General features: G+C 67.8%; 17 protein-coding genes and 2 tRNA genes. 6 read left to right on the plus strand and 13 right to left on the minus strand.

Annotated features, from left to right (window positions below):
- Positions 1-149: 149 nt before the first annotated feature.
- Together gltA and HOP52_RS06550 are read left to right on the plus strand one after the other, a co-directional pair.
- The gene (gene gltA, locus HOP52_RS06545) at positions 150-1,436 is read left to right on the plus strand and encodes a citrate synthase (RefSeq protein WP_238976562.1); all 1,287 of its coding nucleotides are present in this window, start codon (positions 150-152) and stop codon (positions 1,434-1,436) included.
- Between the two features lie 138 nt (positions 1,437-1,574).
- A complete protein-coding gene (locus HOP52_RS06550; protein ID WP_238976563.1) occupies positions 1,575-2,462 on the plus strand; it encodes an NAD(P)-dependent oxidoreductase in 888 nt (295 codons plus the stop codon).
- 467 nt (positions 2,463-2,929) lie between these two features.
- Here the strand turns inward: HOP52_RS06550 and HOP52_RS06555 are convergent.
- The 3 genes from HOP52_RS06555 to gltX all read right to left on the minus strand — a co-directional run bounded on the left by HOP52_RS06555 (position 2,930) and on the right by gltX (position 4,654).
- A tRNA-Glu gene (locus tag HOP52_RS06555) sits at positions 2,930-3,005 on the minus strand.
- A 23-nt stretch (positions 3,006-3,028) separates the two neighbouring features.
- A tRNA-Ala gene (locus HOP52_RS06560) sits at positions 3,029-3,104 on the minus strand.
- Positions 3,105-3,172: 68 nt separating this feature from the next.
- Positions 3,173-4,654, minus strand: coding sequence for a glutamate--tRNA ligase (gene gltX, locus HOP52_RS06565; RefSeq protein ID WP_238976564.1), 1,482 nt, complete (start codon positions 4,652-4,654; stop codon positions 3,173-3,175).
- Positions 4,655-5,043: 389 nt separating this feature from the next.
- Between gltX and HOP52_RS06570 the strand changes: the two genes are divergently transcribed.
- A complete protein-coding gene (locus tag HOP52_RS06570) occupies positions 5,044-5,643 on the plus strand; it encodes a helix-turn-helix domain-containing protein (protein WP_238976565.1) in 600 nt (199 codons plus the stop codon).
- 22 nt (positions 5,644-5,665) lie between these two features.
- Here HOP52_RS06570 and HOP52_RS06575 read toward each other — a convergent pair whose 3' ends face one another.
- The 3 genes from HOP52_RS06575 to HOP52_RS06585 form a co-directional block, all read right to left on the minus strand.
- Entirely contained in the window at positions 5,666-6,262 is a 597-nt protein-coding gene (locus tag HOP52_RS06575; RefSeq protein WP_238976566.1) for a hypothetical protein, read from the minus strand.
- A 180-nt stretch (positions 6,263-6,442) separates the two neighbouring features.
- On the minus strand, positions 6,443-6,763 hold the full coding sequence (locus HOP52_RS06580; protein ID WP_238976567.1) for a TraR/DksA family transcriptional regulator: 321 nt from the start codon (positions 6,761-6,763) through the stop codon (positions 6,443-6,445).
- Positions 6,764-6,882: 119 nt separating this feature from the next.
- Positions 6,883-7,122 carry a hypothetical protein gene (locus HOP52_RS06585; protein ID WP_238976568.1) on the minus strand — a complete coding sequence of 80 codons (240 nt, stop codon included), beginning with the start codon at positions 7,120-7,122 and terminating at the stop codon, positions 6,883-6,885.
- 128 nt (positions 7,123-7,250) lie between these two features.
- Here HOP52_RS06585 and dusA point away from each other — a divergent pair, with 128 nt between their 5' ends.
- The gene (gene dusA, locus HOP52_RS06590; RefSeq protein ID WP_238976569.1) at positions 7,251-8,249 is read left to right on the plus strand and encodes a tRNA dihydrouridine(20/20a) synthase DusA; all 999 of its coding nucleotides are present in this window, start codon (positions 7,251-7,253) and stop codon (positions 8,247-8,249) included.
- A gap of 2 nt (positions 8,250-8,251) precedes the next feature.
- Here the strand turns inward: dusA and HOP52_RS06595 are convergent, their stop codons facing one another.
- Positions 8,252-9,280 (minus strand): succinylglutamate desuccinylase/aspartoacylase family protein, encoded by a 1,029-nt coding sequence (locus HOP52_RS06595; RefSeq protein WP_238976570.1) that lies wholly within the window; start codon positions 9,278-9,280, stop codon positions 8,252-8,254.
- Positions 9,281-9,432: 152 nt separating this feature from the next.
- Here HOP52_RS06595 and HOP52_RS06600 point away from each other — a divergent pair, with 152 nt between their 5' ends.
- Positions 9,433-10,050 carry a TetR family transcriptional regulator gene (locus HOP52_RS06600; RefSeq protein ID WP_238976571.1) on the plus strand — a complete coding sequence of 206 codons (618 nt, stop codon included), beginning with the start codon at positions 9,433-9,435 and terminating at the stop codon, positions 10,048-10,050.
- A gap of 17 nt (positions 10,051-10,067) precedes the next feature.
- Here HOP52_RS06600 and HOP52_RS06605 read toward each other — a convergent pair whose 3' ends face one another.
- The 4 genes from HOP52_RS06605 to HOP52_RS06615 are packed head-to-tail and all read right to left on the minus strand — an operon-like array spanning position 10,068 to position 15,377.
- Complete coding sequence (locus HOP52_RS06605; RefSeq protein WP_238976572.1) at positions 10,068-10,823, minus strand: enoyl-CoA hydratase-related protein; 756 nt, start codon at positions 10,821-10,823, stop codon at positions 10,068-10,070.
- Between the two features lie 60 nt (positions 10,824-10,883).
- Complete coding sequence (locus HOP52_RS19570; protein WP_275298085.1) at positions 10,884-11,009, minus strand: hypothetical protein; 126 nt, start codon at positions 11,007-11,009, stop codon at positions 10,884-10,886.
- Positions 11,002-14,145: an efflux RND transporter permease subunit gene (locus HOP52_RS06610; protein WP_238976573.1), complete on the minus strand. Its 3,144-nt coding sequence runs from the start codon at positions 14,143-14,145 to the stop codon at positions 11,002-11,004. The genes HOP52_RS19570 and HOP52_RS06610 overlap by 8 nt, the downstream gene beginning before the upstream one ends.
- On the minus strand, positions 14,145-15,377 hold the full coding sequence (locus HOP52_RS06615; RefSeq protein WP_238976574.1) for an efflux RND transporter periplasmic adaptor subunit: 1,233 nt from the start codon (positions 15,375-15,377) through the stop codon (positions 14,145-14,147). Before HOP52_RS06615 ends, HOP52_RS06610 begins: the two co-directional genes overlap by 1 nt.
- A 241-nt stretch (positions 15,378-15,618) precedes the next feature.
- Between HOP52_RS06615 and HOP52_RS06620 the strand changes: the two genes are divergently transcribed.
- Positions 15,619-16,527: an alpha/beta fold hydrolase gene (locus HOP52_RS06620; protein ID WP_238976575.1), complete on the plus strand. Its 909-nt coding sequence runs from the start codon at positions 15,619-15,621 to the stop codon at positions 16,525-16,527.
- Positions 16,528-16,565: 38 nt separating this feature from the next.
- Here the strand turns inward: HOP52_RS06620 and HOP52_RS06625 are convergent, their stop codons facing one another.
- Both HOP52_RS06625 and HOP52_RS06630 read right to left on the minus strand, forming a co-directional pair.
- Positions 16,566-17,174: a hypothetical protein gene (locus HOP52_RS06625; protein WP_238976576.1), complete on the minus strand. Its 609-nt coding sequence runs from the start codon at positions 17,172-17,174 to the stop codon at positions 16,566-16,568.
- Positions 17,175-17,267: 93 nt separating this feature from the next.
- Positions 17,268-18,107, minus strand: coding sequence for a fructosamine kinase family protein (locus HOP52_RS06630; RefSeq protein WP_238976577.1), 840 nt, complete (start codon positions 18,105-18,107; stop codon positions 17,268-17,270).
- Positions 18,108-18,218: the final 111 nt, after the last annotated feature.

Below are 18,218 nucleotides of genomic sequence, written 5' to 3' on the forward strand. Positions count from 1 at the left end.
ACATTAGAAATCCACGTGCACAACAAGCGACGCACCATGGGCTAATTGACAATCCCGGGAACGCTTCTATAGTGGGCGGACCTTTTCGCCGGCGTATTCAGCGAAATGCCGACTTTACGTCCCACAACGAACTCGAGAGGAGGCCTTTCATGGCTGACAGGAAAGCGACGCTGACGGTAGACGGCCTGGACAAGACGATCGAGCTGCCGATCTATTCAGGCGCTCTGGGCCCGGACGTGATCGACGTTCGCGGCCTGGGCGCCGAGGGCCTCTTCACCTACGACCCCGGCTTCATGGCCACCTCCTCCTGCCAGTCCGCCATCACCTTCATCGATGGCGGCAAGGGCGTACTGCTGCACCGTGGCTACCCCATCGACCAGTTGGCCAAGGAATCCAACTTCGTCGAACTCTGCTACACGCTGCTGTTCGGCGAGCTGCCCAACGATGAGCAGTACGCCGATTTCGAGTCGCGGGTCCGCAACCACACCATGGTCCACGACCAGATCAACAACTTCTTCAAGGGCTTCCGGCGCGACGCCCACCCGATGTCGATCCTGTGTGGCGTGGTCGGCGGCCTGGCAGCCTTCTATCACGACCACATGGACATTACCCAGGAGGAGGACCGCGTGATCAGCGCGATCCGCCTGATCGCCAAGATGCCCACCATCGCGGCCATGTCCTACAAGTACAACGTCGGGCAGCCGTTCAACTACCCGCGCAACGACCTGAACTATGCAGAGAACTTCCTCTACATGATGTTCAGCACCCCGTGCGAGGAGTACAAGGTCAACCCGGTCTATGCCAAGGCCATGGACCGCATCTTCATGCTGCACGCCGACCACGAGCAGAACGCCTCCACCTCCACGGTGCGCCTGGCGGGCTCCACCGGCGCCAACCCCTTCGCCTGTATCAGCGCCGGCATCGCCGCCCTGTGGGGCCCGGCCCACGGCGGCGCCAACGAGGCGGTGCTGAAGATGCTCGACGAGATCGGCGACGAGTCCGAGGAGAACATCCAGCGCTTTGTCGACCGCGCCAAGGACAAGGACGACCCGTTCAAGCTGATGGGCTTCGGCCACCGGGTCTATCGCAACTTCGACCCGCGCGCCAAGGTGATGAAGGAGACCTGCGACGAGGTGCTGGCCGAGCTGGGCATGGCCGACGACCCGCAGCTCAAGATCGCCAAGCGCCTGGAGCAGATCGCCCTGGAGGACGAGTACTTCATCGAGCGCAAGCTCTATCCCAACGTCGATTTCTACTCCGGCATCATCCTCAAGGCGATGGGCATTCCGACCAACATGTTCACGGTGATCTTCGCCGTGTCGCGCACCATCGGCTGGATCTCCCACTGGCACGAGATGGTCAGCGACAGCTACAAGATCGGTCGCCCGCGCCAGCTCTACACCGGCCACCCCCAGCGCGACTACCCCACCAAGTAATCTGGCAGGGGGGCGGCCCCGTCCGCCGCGCAACCGGAAAGCCGCCCTTGGGCGGCTTTCTGCGTCTTGGATACCACAGCACTCCAACACCCGACAGCTCAACGTTCGACAGCCCAACAACACAAGAGGGAAAGCAGGATGAGCCAGAGAATCTCGACGGTCGCCTTTATCGGCCTGGGCGTGATGGGCTACCCCATGGCCGGGCACCTGGCCCGCGCCGGGCTCACGGTGCGCGTCTACAACCGCACCGCCGCCAAGGCTGCCGCCTGGGTCGCCGAGCACGGCGGCAGCCACCACGACACCCCGCAGGCGGCCGCCACGGGCGCCGACCTGGTGCTGGTCTGCGTGGGCAACGACGACGACGTGCGCCAGGTCACCACGGGCGAGCATGGAGCCCTTTCCGGCATGGCCGTGGGCAGCCTGCTGGTGGACCACACCACCGCCTCGGCAGGCCTCGCCGAAGCCCTCGACGCGGCCTGCCGCGAGCGCGGCGTCGGCTTCCTCGACGCCCCGGTCTCCGGCGGCCAGCAGGGGGCCGAGAACGGCGCCCTGACCATCATGTGTGGCGGCGACGATGCCGATTTCGCCGCCGCCGAGCCGATACTGAGCCACTACGCCCAGGCGGTCACCCTGATGGGACCCGCCGGCAGCGGCCAGCTCACCAAGATGGTCAACCAGATCTGCATCGCCGGCCTGGTCCAGGGCCTGGCCGAGGGGCTCCACTTCGCCGAGCAGGCCGGTCTCGACCGCCAGCGGGTGGTCGACGTCATCGCCAAGGGCGCGGCCGGCTCCTGGCAGATGGAGAACCGGCACAAGACCATGATCGCGGATGAGTACGAGCACGGCTTCGCGGTGGACTGGATGCGCAAGGACCTGGGGATCTGCCTGGAGCAGGCTCGCCGCCTCCAGGCCCGACTGCCCGTCACCGCCCTGGTCGACCAGTTCTATGCCGACGTTCAGGCCATGGGGGGCGGTCGCTGGGACACCTCCTCGCTGCTCAGGCGACTGCGCGCCAGCGATTCCTGAAGCCGAGTTGCCGGCGCCGGTCGCCCACGTTGCCCGCCCACACCGGTCGCCGGCACCCGGTCGCCGACAGGCGACCACTTACCCACATTCAGGGCTGATTCGCGTTTTCCACACATTCTGTGGATAAACCTGTTCACAACCGCACGAAAAGGCCGTCAAATCGCCATGGTCAGCGGCCTCCCCTTAGATTGTTTATTTTTTGACCAGTTTTAAGTTATTGAATATTAAGGGATTATGAGAAAACCCAGCCATCACGGCGAGTTAGCCCCGGCACCATGGGGAGCAGGCTGAGCAACGATGAACGAGTGGACAAGTCAAGCGCCAAGCGGTGAAAAATCGGCGCTTCAATGGACTTTTCACGCGCCGGAGGCGCCCACCGCGAGACGCGATGCGGCGACAAAAAAAGACGCCATCGGCGTCTCGGGGTTCGCGCTGACGTCATGACGCGACAGCCGCGAAGAATGAAGTGGCGTCCCATAGGGGGTTCGAACCCCTGTTCCCGCCGTGAAAGGGCGGTGTCCTAGACCACTAGACGAATGGGACGCAGCGTCACGCAAGACGGGAAATGGTGGAGCCTAGCGGGATCGAACCGCTGACCTCGACACTGCCAGTGTCGCGCTCTCCCAGCTGAGCTAAGGCCCCACATGTCTCGTGAAGACGGGGCGTATGTTACTGATTCGCCCCGCCACTGTCAAGCGCCTGCGCCCCGCTCAGGCGAGCTCGCGGAACTCCTTCTCGAAGCGTTTGGCCTGCTTCTTGGAGACACCGCCCAGCACCTCGATGGCGTGACGCAGTCGCGCCCGGGTCATGTCGGAGCCGAGGATCGCCATGGCGTCCATGACCGAGGTGCTCGCTGTGGAGCCGGTGATGGCGATGAAGACAGGCGCCAGGAAATCCTTCATCTTGAGGTCGAAGTGGCCGGCCAGCGCCTTGACCTCGCTGAGCAGCACCTCCTTGTGCCAGGCGGGAACGGCCTCGAAGCGCCACACCAGGAACTGCAGCAACCTGAGCAGATCCTCACGGCCCAGCTTGACGCCATCGAAGCTCTCCTCGGTGATCGCCGGCAGCCCCGAGAAGAAGTGGCCGGCCAGCGGTGCCACCTGGGAGAGCGTCTCCACGCGGGTGCGCACCTGAGGCAGGATCTGGCCGACGTACTCGTCGTTGAAGGCCCACTCCATCAACGCCTTGAGAAAGGCCTGATCGTCCAGGTCCTCGCGGATGTAGAGCCCGTTGAGCCAGGTCAGCTTCTCCAGATCGAACACCGGGCCGCCCAGCGAGACCCGCTGTATGTCGAAATGGGCCATCATCTCGTCGAGGCTGAACTTTTCGCGCTCGTCGGGCATCGACCAGCCCATCCGCCCCAGGTAGTTGGTCACCGCCTGGGGCAAGTACCCCATGCGCCGATAGTAGTTGATCGAGGTGGGGTTCTTGCGCTTGGAGAGCTTCGACTTGTCGGGATTGCGCAGCAGCGGCATGTGGCAAAGCACCGGCATTTCCCAGCCGAAGTACTCATAGAGCAGCTGATGCTTGGGGGCGGAATTGATCCACTCCTCACCGCGCAGTACATGGGTGATGCCCATCAGATGGTCATCCACCACGTTGGCCAGGTGATAGGTGGGCATGCCATCCGACTTGAGCAGGATCTGCGCATCCACCTGGGCCCAGTCCACCTCGATGGGGCCACGCAGCATGTCGTTGATCACGCAGGTACCGGTGGCCGGCACCTTCATGCGCACCACATGCGGCCAGCCCTCGCGCTCGCGCCTCGCCTGCTCATCGGCCGGCAGGGCCAGGTCGGACGGTTTGAGCGCCAGATGCATCCCGGCAGCCTTGCGCGCCTCGCGCAACTCATCGAGCTCCTCGCTGGTGCGATAGCACTTGAAGGCATGGCCGCCGCTAAGCAGCTGGCGCGCGTACTCGGCATAGATATCGCCCCGTTCGCTCTGCCGGTAGGGGCCGTGAGGGCCGCCGACGTCGGGGCCTTCGTCCCACTCCAGGCCCAGCCAGCGCAGCGAGTCGAGAATCATCTGCTCGGACTCGACGGTGGAGCGAACGCGGTCGGTGTCCTCGATGCGCAGCACGAACTGGCCACCATGCTGACGGGCAAAGCAGAGGTTGAACAGGGCGATATAGGCGGTGCCCACATGGGGGTCGCCGGTGGGTGACGGCGCAATGCGAGTACGTACGGTCATGTCGTCCTTATCCATTAGGGAGTGAGCTTGCCGGCATTATACGCACCTGACCCCGCGCGGGCAGCCGCCGCAGGAAATCAACCTGGCCATCCGCGGTCAATAAAAGACGGGGAGGAGCCACACTCTCCTCTCTCTTCGAAGCGACTTCCTGCCAGCGGCATGCCCTTCCGGCGCGACCACATGGATGATCGACTTCCGATCACGATCGCAATGGATCAGCGCGAGCCGAGCAAGGCGCCAGCGGCTGCGGGGACGCCCCACCTATCTCGAGGCCGGATGCTAAATCATCGTCAACGCATATGTTATTTCATCGTTGACAGGCATTATTTGCACAACTTACGGGGATGATTGAGTATCCGTGCATTTCCCACTATCGCCAGGATGTTGAGATGAATTCACTCGGCCCACGCATCAAACAACTACGACTACAGGCCAACCTCAACAAGGCTGCACTGGCCCGCAAGGTCGGTGTATCCGATGTCACGATCTCGTACTGGGAGTCGGGAGCGATCAAGCAGATCGGCCATGAGCGCCTGGTGGCATTGGCCGAGGCGCTCGGCTGTCCGCTGAGTCGACTGCTGGAAGGGGATTACGCCACGCCACCGTCCCCGCTATTGCTGCTGGGTCGGCCGCCCCTCCCCTGGCTCGACCCCGCCGCCCACCGCGTGACCCTGCACGGCCACCTGCTGCCAGCAGGCACGGACTGGCCTGGCGAGTGCTACCTGGTCACCCCGGGACCCGGCGAGCGCTTCGAGTTTCTGGCCGACGGGGATCTCGCCGCCATCTGCCCCACGACTGCCTTCGAAGGCCCCGGGCGCTATCTGATCGAGGGGCAGGATGGCCTGTTCATCAGCGCGCTGACGCAAGGGGCAAACGGTGAGCTGCTGGCCAGCGGCGAGTCGTCACTGTCGCGCCAGAACCAGCCCCTGGAGCAGACCGACCGCCTGGTCGGCAAGCTGCTGGTGCGCTGGCGTCCGGAGGCCGGCTGACCGCCGGCCTTGCGGGTTCGGTTCACTCGACTTCCAGCACCTCGACCCGGTCGGTGGTGCGGCGCGGCTCGCTGCCGATCAGGTAGCGTCGCGTATAGCTTGCCACCTGCCCCAGCCCATGGCGTGACTCCTGTACCAGCGGCCCGCTCAGGTGCTCGCCCTGATCGCCGATGCGCTCACGCACGCTGACCGGCTGCACGCTGGCTTCGGGCAGATTGACGGTAATGGTGTAGCCACCGTCGGGCAAGCCGCTGCCCGGCCCCAGCGGGCCCACCATGAAGCGCCCCTCTTCGACATTGGTGCGCGACTGCCAGCGGACACCGCTCAGCTCTCGCTCCACCACGATCAGCAGCCGCGCCCCTTCCGGCAGGTTGGTCTCACCCTGCACCACCAGCCGGCGGTCGCTTTGCAGCGACGCCGAGGCGGTGATCATCACCGGCACATCGAACGGTGCCACCTCCGGCTCGGGCGCCGGCTCAGCGGACTCCTCGACAGCCTCGGCCTCCTGCTCTCCGTTCGTCACCTCCGTGTCGGGCGAATCACCGTCGTTGCCTCCGCAGCCCGCCAGTGCCAGCAGGGCAACTAGCGCTATCCAGGTCAGTCGACGCCTAGCCTTCATGGACTCCTCCAAACCGCTCGATGGCCTTCTAGACTACCATCGCAGCCAACGGTTCGCCCCACCGCAACGACGCGATGAGTCAGCGGTGTATTCCACGGCCGCTCAGCGGTGCGGGGACAGGAGCCGGCACGACGCTGTGGAAGAGGGAAGTGGCTGGGGCAATGTCACTCCAGGCACCGCTCACGGCTCGGCACAGTCCACGCAGACGGTGGTATAGGGCAGCGCCTGGAGACGGCGCGGATCGATCGGCTCGCCGCAGCGTTCGCAGTCATCCCCCTCCCCCGCCTCGAGCCTGGCCAGGGCGCGCATCACCTGAGCGAGCTCCTCTTCGGCCTCACGCTCAAGGCCATCCACCACGTCGTCGTTCTGTACCTCGACGGCCTGCTCCTCGATATCCTTGTCGAGCGCCCCGCCGCGGCGCTCCTTGTGGGCCCGGTATCGATCGATTCGTTCGATCAGCTCGTCACGCAGCCCTTCCAGTACCGCCTTGCGATCCGTCATGGTCATGCCTCCCGTCGCAGCGACGTTATCGACAGTGCCGATGCGGCACCGCCCTGCCCCTCTTCATAGCACATGCCGGCCTCGTCGATGGCACCCGGCCGAAACCCTCCCCGGGCCCGTCAGGTGATGTCGAGGGCCGCATAGCCCTCCTCGGTCAGCGTCAGGGTCTCGCCCTGCCCCGAACCGGCATGTGGTGTCACCGTGATCAGGCCCGCCTCCTCCAGGGCCGCGATTTCCTCGTGCAGCGCCGGCAGCAGGCTGTCCTCGTCGGAGTGACCGAAGGGCGAGGAGAGCACCCCGCCATGCTGCAGCACGCGAGCCAGCAGCTCCAGCTGATGGTCGGTCAGGTCATATGACATGGCGATCTCCCTGTCGCGTAGGGTTCGTGGTGAAGGTACACGATCTGTCCCGCCCTGGCCGCCGGTGCGGCAACCCGTGACAGTGCCTGTTACAATGATCGCCTCCCCGAACAACCCCGTGATACCCGATGCCCCAGCTCGAACGAACCTTCTCCGTCGCGCCGATGATGGATTGGACGACCCGCGACTACCGCGCCTTCGCCCGCACCCTGACTCGCCGGGCGCTGCTCTACACCGAGATGGTGACCACCGGGGCCATCCTGCACGGCAGCCCGCGGGAGCGCTTTCTGGGCTTCGATGCGGTGGAGCATCCGCTGGCCCTGCAGCTGGGCGGCAGCGATGCCGGCGAGCTGGCCGAGTGCGCGGCGATCGCCGAGGCCTGGGGCTATGACGAGGTCAACCTCAACGTGGGCTGCCCGAGCGACCGGGTGCAGAACAACCTGATCGGCGCCTGCCTGATGGCCCACCCGGACAAGGTCGCCGCCGCCGTGCGCGCCATGCGCGAGGCGGTGTCGATCCCGGTCACCGTCAAGTGCCGCATCGGTATCGACGACCAGGACGAGGATGCCGACCTCGAGCGCTTCATCGCCACGGTGGCCGACGCCGGCTGCGAGGTGTTCATCGTGCACGCCCGTAAGGCGTGGCTGCAGGGCCTCTCCCCCAAGGAGAACCGCGAGATTCCGCCGCTCAACTACCCCCGAGTGCACCGGCTCAAGGCGAACCGCCCCGAGCTGCATATCGGCATCAACGGCGGCATCAAGACGCTCGAGGCGTGCTGCGCCCAGCTCGACCACGTCGATAGCGTGATGATCGGCCGCGAGGCCTACCAGAACCCCTGGCTGCTGGCCGGCGTGGACGAGGCGCTCTACGGCGAGCGGGGGCCGGCGGCCAGCCGCCACGCCGCAGCCCGGGCCTTCCGCCCCTATATCGCCCGGCGTCTGGACGAGGGCGCCAAGCTCAACCATATCACCCGCCACCTGCTGGGCCTCTTCCAGGGCCAGCCGGGGGGACGTCGCTTCCGCCGCCACCTCTCCGAGAACGGTCACCTCGACGGCGCCTGCCTGCGCGTCTTCGACGATGCGCTGAGCCTGGTGCCCGACACCACGCCGGTGGCCGAGACCGCCTGAACTCAGTAGAGCGGGTCGGGCGGCGCCAGGCTGGAATGAAAGCCCTCCACGGCGTTCTCGGCTTCTTCGATCGCATCGAAGCGGGCGACATGGAACAGCGCCTCCCCTTCGTTGGCCAGCGGCAGCCGGCTCATGCCGATGACGATACCGTCGGCCATGGACGTGACGGCCTCTTCGGCGTTACCGAAGGGGTCGGCCACCTTGCCCAGCACCTCGCCCTTCGCCACGCGCGCGCCGAGCCGCACCTTGGGGCGCAGGATGCCGTCGATGGGCGCCCGCGCCCAGCTCGAGCCATTGGCCACTTCCGCCGCCGGCGGCTGGCGGCGGCGATGCTCACCGGTGAGCATACCCAGCCGGCGCATCACCCGCAGCACGCCGCGCACGCCCGGGGTGATCGCCCACTCGTCGAAGCGCAGCGCCTCGCCGGCCTCGTAGGTGAGCACCGGGATACCGCGAGTCTGGGCATAGTGGCGTAGGCTGCCCTCGCGCAGCTCGGCGTTGAGGATCACCGGGGCACCGAAGGCGTTGGCCATGCGCTCGGTCTCGCCGCCGGGGCTCAGCTGGGCGCGAATCTGCGGCAGGTTGGTGCGGTGGATGGCGCCGGTATGCAGGTCGATGATGTGGCTGGCGTGATCGACGATCTGTTCGCGGAACAGTGCCGCCACCCGTCCACCCAGCGAGCCCGCCTCGCTGCCGGGAAAGCAGCGGTTGAGATCGCGCCTGTCGGGCAGGTAGCGGGTATGCTGCACGAAGCCGAAGACGTTGACGATGGGCACCGCGATCAGGGTGCCGCGCAGGCCCTGGATCTGCTTGGAGCGCAGCAGGCGGCGCACGATCTCCACGCCGTTGATCTCGTCACCATGGATACCGCCACACACCAGCAGCGTCGGCCCGGCCTGGCGGCCATGGGCCACTTCCACGGGAATGTGCAGCGGCGCGTGGGTGTAGAGCCGCGCCACCGGCACGTCGATCTGGGTACGGCTGCCCGGCATCACGCGGATGCCGGCGAGTTCGAAGGGCGCGCGGGCCATAGGGGCTTCCTGTCGCAAGACGGTGTTCCCCTAGGTTATACCCGGGCAGCGGGCAAATCACGAGGGTTGCCCCTTTCCATACACAAATGAATGTAAGCGCCGTTTGACTCGGGTAGAATAGGCCCCATCACCCTCTGGATACCCTGGACCCGATGGCCCGCAAGACCAAAGCCGAAGCCGCCGCCACCCGCGAGGCACTGCTCGACGCCGCCGAGGCCGTGTTCCTCGACAAGGGCGTGGCCCGCACCTCCCTGGAGCAGATCGCCCGCCACGCCGGCATGACCCGCGGGGCCGTCTACTGGCACTTCAAGAACAAGGCCGACCTGTTCCGGGCCATGCTCAACCGGGTGCGCATGCCCTTCCAGGAACTGGTCGAGGAGATCGACGCCCCGGATCTCGGCGAAAGCCCCCTGGAAGCGGTGCGCCTGGCCTGCCTGCAGGGCTTCCAGCGCCTCGAACGGCCCCGCTACCAGCGGGTCTACGCCATCCTGGTCCATCACTGCGAGGTGTTCGGCGACATCGACCCCCTGGCCCTGCAGGAGGAGATGGCCGAGGAGTCCTGCGGCGCCTTGATCGAGTACTTCACGGCCGCCGCCGAGCGCGGGCAGCTGCGGGACGATCTCGGCCCCGAGCTGGCCGCCCGACTCTTCCAGGCCATGCTGGGCGGCCTCTTCCACGACTGGCTACGCAAGCAGGACCAGTTCTCCATCGTCGAGCGCGGCAGCGAGCTGGTGGAGACCCAGCTGCGGCTCTTCAGCCGCCGGGACTGACGCCCGGCCCGACAGATCTAGCGGTGGCGCTTGCGAGCAAAGAAGTCGTCGATGGCGCGCTGGGCCTCGGGCGAGCGACAGCGCGCCAGCAGCGCCTGCTCTTCCCGGTCCAGGGCGTCGTCGATCGCCGCGGTCTGCCCTTCCCGCATCAGTGCCTTGGTGGCCAGCAGCGCCTCGAACGGCTTGGCCAGCAGGCGGGCGGCGCAGTCGAAGGCCTGCTCCAGGGCTCGGCCGTCCGGCGCGGTGTCGGTCACCATGCCCATTTCCCTCGCCTCCGTAGCGCTGAAGGCTTGCCCCAGCATCAGCATCTGGCTGGCCGCCTTGCTGCCGGCCAGCCGCGGCAGCAGATAGGTGGTGGCCCCCAGGGGGCTTAAGGCGAAGTGGGTGAACGGCAGGGAGAACTTGGTCGAGTTGCCCGCGTAGGCGAAGTCGCAGTGCAGCAGTATCGAGGTGCCCAGGCCCAGGGCGATCCCCTCGGCGGCGGCGATGGCCGGTTTGCGGAAGGCGTGCAGGCGGCGCAGGAAGGTGATCGCCGCCACGCTGTCGGCCTCGGCCAGGGCCCGGTAGTTGGCCAGATCGTTGCCCGCCGTGAAGCAGTTCTCGGTGCCGGTGATGACCAGCACCCTGACACCCTCGTCCGCCTCGGCCCTGTCGAGCCCCTCGATCAGCTGCGCATAGCTCGCCTCATCGAGGATGTTGCGCCGCTCCGGGCAGCTGATCTGCAGTACCAGGACAGCGTCGTCCCGCCGGGTGGCGGTGATTCGGGTCGCCATGACGTTACCTCCCTTCGTATCGGTTCAGGCCGGCCTCCGGCCCGGTTTCCCTGGGGCGCCTCAGCCCGTGACTTGCCAGCCGCCGCCCAGCGCCTTGAACAGCGTGGCGGTGGCGGTCAGGCGGTCGCGCATCGCCTCGGAGAGCGCCAGCTCCGCGGCGAGCAGCAGCGGCGCGGCCTTACGCATGGGGCACCTCCCTGCGCTGCCTGGCCGCCTGGCGCTCGCGGCGCCAAGTGGTCAGATCCTCCAGCAGCTTGTAGGCCAGCGGCACGAAGATCAGCGCCAGCGAGCTCGCCAGGATCATGCCGCCCACCACCACGGTGCCGATCTCCTGGCGGCTGTTGGCCCCGGCGCCGGTGGCAAACACCAGCGGCAGGGTGCCGATGATGAAGGTCAGGGCGGTCATCAGGATGGCGCGGAAGCGCTGCTGGGCCGCGGCCAGGGCCGCCTCGCTGGAGCTTTTCCCCTCGCGGCGGTTCTGGGCGGCGAACTCCACGATCAGGATGGCGTTCTTGGCCGCCAGGCCGATCAGCACCAGCAGCCCCACCTGGAAGTAGATGTCGTTGGGGAAGCCGCGCAGCAGGGCGGCAAGCGCCGCCCCCAGCACCCCGAAGGGCACCGCCGTGGCCACCGCCAGCGGCAGCGACCAGCGCTCGTACTGGGCCGCCAGGATCAAGAACACCATCAGCATGCCCAGGCCGAAGGCCAGGCCACCGGCACCGGCCGCGGCGTCGAGCTGGTAGGCCTCGCCGGTCCAACCCAGCATCACGTTGCCGTCCTCCAGCACCTCGGCGGCCACCGCTTCCATGGCGGCCTTGGCCTGGCCGGTGGTGAAGCCCGGCGAGGCATCGGCGAGGAACTTGGCGGCCGAATAGACGTTGTAGCGGTTGAGGATGTCCGCCCCGGACTCTCGGGTCAGGGTCACCAGCGAGGAGAGCGGGATCATCTCGCCGCTGCCGGAGCGCACGAAGACCTTGTTGAGATCCTCCGGCTTGCTGCGGAACTCGCCCTCCGACTGCAAGTTCACCTGCCAGTTACGCCCCGCCAGGGTGAAGTCGTTCACGTACATCGAACCGAAGGTGCTCTGCATGCTGGCGAAGACCTCGTTGATCGGCACGCCCATGGCGCGCGCCTTCTCGCGGTCCACCTCGGCCCGGTAGCTCGGCATGGAGGTATCCAGGGTGGTACGGGCGTTGGTCAGCTCGGGGCGCTCGTTGGCGGCGGCCGCCAGCCGTCCGGCAAGCTCGGCGATTTCCTGGGTGGTGGCATCGCCGCGCACCTGCAAGTAGCCCTCCACGCCGCCGGTCAGCGACAGGCCCATGATCGGCGGCGGGGTGAAGGCGATCACGAAAGCCTCGGGAATGCCGCCGCCCATGCCCATGATCCGCCCGGTGAGCGACTGGGCGTCCTGGCCGGGGCCTTCGCGCTCGCTCCAGTCGGCCAGGTTGGCGAAGCCCACCCCGACGTTGGTGCGCAGCGCTCCGGCCACGATGTCGAAACCGGCGAAGGAGGTGAACTCGTCCACCTCGTCCAGCTCCAGCAGCATGGCCGAGACCTGGTCGCGCACCGCTTCGGTGCGCGGCAGCGCCGACACCTGGGGCAGCTGATACATCACCAGCGCCACCCCCTGGTCCTCCTGGGGCACCAGCCCCGGGGGCAGGCGCGACATGGCGAACAGGGTCGCGGCAATCACCCCGACGAACAGCACGATGCCGATCAGCGCGTGGCGCAGCAGCTTGCCGACCAGCCAGCTGAAGGCGGCGGTGAGACGGTCGAAGCCGGCGTTGAACCACTGGAAGGGTTTGGCCACACGGTGCGACTGCTTGTCGAGCAGCAGCGCGCACATCGCCGGGGTCAGGGTCAGGGCCACCACCCCGGAGACCACCACCGAGACGGCGATGGTCACCGCGAACTGGCGGTAGAGCTCGCCGGTCAGCCCGCCGAGGAAGGTCACCGGGGCGAACACCGCCACCAGCACCAGGGTCGAGGCCACCACCGCGCCGGCGACCTGCTTCATGGTCTCGATGGAGGCCTCGCGGGCCCTCATGCCCTTCTCGTTGATCAGCCGGTCGACGTTCTCCAGCACGATGATGGCGTTGTCCACCACGATGCCGATGGCCAGCACCAGGCCGAACAGCGTCAGCAGGTTGACCGAGAAGCCGAAGGCCAGCATGCCGGCGAAGGTGCCGATCAGCGACACCGGGATCGCCGCCACCGGGATCAGGGTGGCGCGCCAGTGCTGCAGGAAGACGAAGGTCACCGCCACCACCAGCGCCACGGCGATCAGCAGGGTGATGAACACCTCGCGGATGGAGATCTCGACGAACTCGGTGGTGTCGTAGGGCACCGTGTAGGTGAGCCCCTCCGGGAACCGCGCCGACATCTCCTCCAGGGCCTCGTGGACCGCCGCGGCGGTCTCCAGGGCATTGGCACCGGGCTGCAGATAGACCCCCATGGGCACGGCGGCCTGGCCGTTATAGGTGGCCGAGAAGGCGTAGCTCTGGGCGCCCAGCTCGGCTCGCGCCACGTCGCCCAGGCGCAGGGTGCTGCCGTCCTGATCGGCGCGCAGGATGATCTGTTCGAACTGCTCCGCCTCGGAGAGCTGGCCGCGGGTGGTCACCGTGAAGGTGAAGGCTTGCCCTTCCGGCGAAGGCTCGGCGCCGAGGCTGCCGGCGGCGAACTGGGCGTTCTGCTCGCGGATCGCCGCCGCCACGTCGCTGGGCGTCAGATCGTACTGGGCCAGCTTGTCGGGGCTGAGCCAGATCCGCATGGAGTAGTCCTGGGCGCCGAACAGCGAGGCGTCGCCCACCCCGGGGATACGCACCAGCTCATCGAGCACGTTGAGCAACCCATAGTTGGACATGAACAGCACGTCGCGGCTGCCGTCCGGCGAGAACAGCACCGGCACCATCAGGATGTTGCTGGAGCGCGACTCGACGCGCACCCCCTGGTCGCGCACCGGCTGGGGAAGGCGCGCGGTGGCGGCCTGGACGCGGTTATTGACGTTGATGGCGGCCTGGTCGGGGTCGGTGCCCATTTCGAAGGAGACGGTGATCTGCAGGCTGCCGGCATCGGTGGAGGTCGACTCCATGTAGAGCATGTCGTCGACGCCGTTGATCTCCTGCTCCAGGGGAGCCGCCACCGCCTCGGCGATCACCTCGGCGCTGGCGCCGGGATAGGCGGCCTGCACCACCACCTGGGGCGGCACCACGTCCAGGTACTGCTCCACCGGCAGGGCGCGCAGCGCGGCGAGGCCGGCGAGCACGATGATCACGGAGATGACCGAGGCGAAGATCGGCCGGTCGATGAAGAACCTGAGCATCACGCCTCCTCGTCAGCGGCGGTCTCGTCGTCCGGCGACGCCTCGGCGGCCGTCTCGTCACTGGCGGCTTCCTCGGCGGACGCCGCCTCGCTGGCCTGCACGGACATGCCGTCCTGCAGGTTGACCAGCCCGCTGACGATAATCCGGTCGCCATCCTCGAGCCCCGAGAGCACCACCTGGCGGTTGTCGACGATGGGGCCCAGCGCCACCTTGCGGGCGTGGGCGGTCTCCTCCTCGACCACGAAGAGTCGCGGCCCTTCGGGTCCCTGGCCCACCGCCTCCTGGGGCACCAGGAAGACATCGTCGAGCTCCTGCACCAGCACGCGAACGCGCACGAACTGGCCGGGTACCACCAGGCCATCGGGATTGGGGAAGACGGCCCGAGCCGAGACGCTGCCGGTGCGCGGGTCGATGGTGCTGGCGGTGAAATCGACCAGGCCGGTCTCGCCATACTCGCTGCCGTCGGGCAGGGTCAGCCAGGCCTCGCGGGGATCCTCTTCGTCGGCATTGGCCATGGCCCGGCGCGCCGTCCGCTGCAGGGCGGCGTCGCGCTCCGGCAGCGAGAAGCGCACGTGAATCGGGTCCTGCTGGGTCACGCTGGTCAGCAGGGTGCCGCGCTCGATCAGGCTGCCCTCGGGGAAGCTCTCCAGGCCGGTCAGGCCGGCCAGAGGCGCGCGCACCTCGGTGTAGCTCATGTTGAGCTCGGCGTTGGCCACCCCGGCCTCGGTCAGCGCCAGGCGCGCCTCCGCCAGCTCCCGGGCGGAGAGCGCGCTATCCCGCTCGCGCTCGCTGACGGCGTTCTGATCGAACAGGGTGGCGATCCGCCGCCATTCGCGGTTGGCCTGGTTCAGCTCGGCCTGGGCATTGGCCCGCTCCGCCTCGGCGCGCTTGAGCTCAATCGCATAGGGCTCGCGATCGATGCGAAACAGGGCATCCCCCTGGCTGACCACCTGACCTTCGGTGTAGAGACGCTCCTCGAGGATGCCCTCGACCCGGGCGCGCACCTCCACCTCGCGGGAACCGCGCGCCCGTGCCGCATACTCCTCGACCACCTCCACGCTGCGCGGCTCGACGCCGACCACCACCACCGGAGGCGGCGGGCGCTCGCCGCCGCCCATGGGCGCACCACCGCCGTCGTCGTTGGGTTCGCAGCCAGCGATGAGCAGGGCCAGCAGGCCAACCGCCAGGATCCGTTTCAGGGGATAAGTCCCCCCGGGGGGTGACAAGCGCATGCAGGGTCTCCGCGGCAGATCGTGTCGTCAGGCGCGCCACCTCTCGACGATGGGCCTACGCTCGAGGGTGACACGGGGTATTTTTTCGCACGGCGATTATAGCTACATCCATGTATGTATGCGAGCTTGGCTCCCCCGCTGCCGCTCCGAGCGAACACGCATTCAGCCTATCCCAGGCTCGGAAAAGTCTTCGATTCAGGCTACGCTGCAAAGCAGCAAGCCGAACGGACGGATACTTCAGATGGATAGACTCGAACTGCTACGCATCGAGGAGCTGGAAGTGGCGGTGCGGATCTGGCATCCCGACGCCCCCAGGACGGTGGTGGCCTGGCACGGCCTGGCCCGCCACGGTGGCGACTTCGCCGACCTGGCCCGGGAGCTTGGCCCCGAGTGGCGGGTGCTGGCGCCTGACACCCCCGGGCGCGGGCTCTCCAGCTGGTCGCTGTCGCCCTCTCGCGACTACCTGTATCGCCGCTACATGACGGTGGCCCTGGCTGTGCTGGATCATTTTCGCCTGGAGAAGGCGGCCTGGATCGGCACCTCCATGGGCGGTCTGCTGGGCATGCTGCTGGCCGCCGAGGCCGAGAGCGCCGGACGCATCGAGCGGCTGGTACTCAACGACGTGGGGCCCGAACTCAACCCGGAGGGACTGGCCCAGTTGGCCACCTACTTCGGCATGCCGCACCGCTTCAGCCGCTTTACCGAGCTTGAGGCGGAGCTCAGGCGCCACTACGTAGGCTTTGGGATCGACAGCGACGCGGCCTGGCGGCGGCTGGCGCTGGGCAGCGCCCGCCGGCTGCCCGACGGCAGCTGGACCTATCACTTCGATCCGCGCATCGGCGAGCAATTCGTCCATGACACCCCGCGCAACACCTGGGCCGACTGGCGGGCGATCCGCTGTCCGCTGATGGTGGTGCGCGGCGAGCGTTCACCGCTGCTGCACGCCGACAGCGTGGCCCGCATGGCCGAGGCCCAGCCCGGCCTGGTCAGTTTGGAGGTGCCCGGCTGCGGTCACGCCCCGCTGCTCGACCGACCCAGCCAGGTGACGCCCATCGCCGACTTCCTGGAGCGCTCCCTGGGCCAACCCGAGGCGCGCGACCGCCCCGCCCTGCCGCTATGGCGACGCGGCTGGCGGTGGCTACGCGGTTAGCCTGTCGCGGCGAATCACCGGGGGCAGACACCGGCCCCTCAGTCGCCGCGCGGACGACTGCGAATGATCACGCCCCCCTCATGGCGCTCGACCCGCTCACCGGGCTGGGCGCGGCTGCGAGTGATGGTCTCTCCCGGGCGCGTCACCACGCGGCCACCGGGATGCGGGCGGCTGCGCAGCACCGTGCCTCCCGCATGTCGTTCGTAGCGCACGCCCGGATGGCGCCACTCGCCGTGGCGCTGGCCATGACCCGTGGCGTCCGGGACCGGAAGGTAGGGCACTGCCCAGCGCGGCGGCGCGGGGGCTGGCGGCGCCAGGGGCGACATGGGGGCCAGGGGCGACATGGGGGCCAGCGGCGGCATGGGCGCCAGCGGTACCCAGTATCCCCCGGCGGCGTAGGGCCATGTTAGATAGTGCCATGCTGGATATGGGGCGAGACTCGGTAGGACGGGGATCACCAGCGTAACGGGCGGGTCGCCGGGACGCGATAACAGCACATAGCCGAAGTGATCACCGAAGGGGGTGATCACCACGCGGTCGACACCCGCCCCTGTTGCGGCCGTCTCGCCTACGTCGGCGCCAGCCTGGGCCAACGGCACGAGCGGCAGCACCAGGGTGAGCACCAGACATCCCATCGAGGCCTTCATACCCCCCCCTTGCCAGCCGGCCAGCCGGCCAGCCGGCGCACAGTAGTAAACCCCTGAGACCGCCATCAGAGGGGCGGCGTTCCCGCCCGGCGCTCATCCCGCCTCGACGCGCGCCACCGTCCGCTCCACGGCGCCGCGATAGGCCCCGCCGAACAGCAGCAGGTGGTTGAGCAGCGGATAGAGCTGAAACAGCGCCTCGCGACGCGGCCAGTCGGCGGGCGGCGCGCCGTTCCAGTAGGCCTCGAAGAAGGCCTCGCCGGGTGAACCGAACAGCGTCAGCATGGCCAGGTCCACCTCGGGATAGTGGCGATAGACCGCCGGGTCGATGAGCGCGGGGCCACGTGGCGTGAACAGGACGTTGCCGGACCAGAGATCGCCGTGGACCAGGCTGGCCGGGGCATCCACCAGCCACGCCTCGAGCCCCTCGGCAATCGCCTCGAGGCGAGCGCGCAGGCGATCATCCAGCAGCCCCTTCGCATGACAGGCCGCCGCCAGCGGCAGCAATCGGCGCCGGCGCTGGAAGTCGCGGCCGTCGGCCAGCGGTGCATTGGGCTGGGGCGTGCGCCCGCAGGCGTTGTCCCGCGGCCAGCCATGGGGGTCGGCCCCTCGGGCATGCAGCTGGCGAAGCCCCACGCCGAGTCGTGCTTCATCGGCCGTCGAGCGCGCCGTGCTCTCCAGCGCCTCCATCACCAGCCAGCGCCCCGCCTGTGCCATCACCTCGGGCACCACCAGTGAGGTCGCCGCCTCGCGCAGGGCCATCAGGCCATCCGCCTCACCGGCCAGCCTCGACGGCTCATCGGATTTCACTACCACCCCGCCCCGATCGGTCGCCAGCCGAAAGACCGCGGCGATGTCACCACCGCCCAGCGGACGCGGCTCACCGCGCGGCCTGATCCCCTCGCGCTCCAGCAACGCCAGCAGTTCGGCGTCCATGATCCCACCTCCTTCATTTGATCGCCCAGCAAGCCAGCGACCGCAACACCGTCCGGACAACGCTGTCTGTTGACTGAAGCAGGTCGAACCAGGGGTTGGCAACCTTCACAG

The organism is Billgrantia campisalis (genome assembly GCF_022341425.1).
In the GTDB taxonomy this organism is placed as follows: domain Bacteria; phylum Pseudomonadota; class Gammaproteobacteria; order Pseudomonadales; family Halomonadaceae; genus Halomonas; species Halomonas campisalis.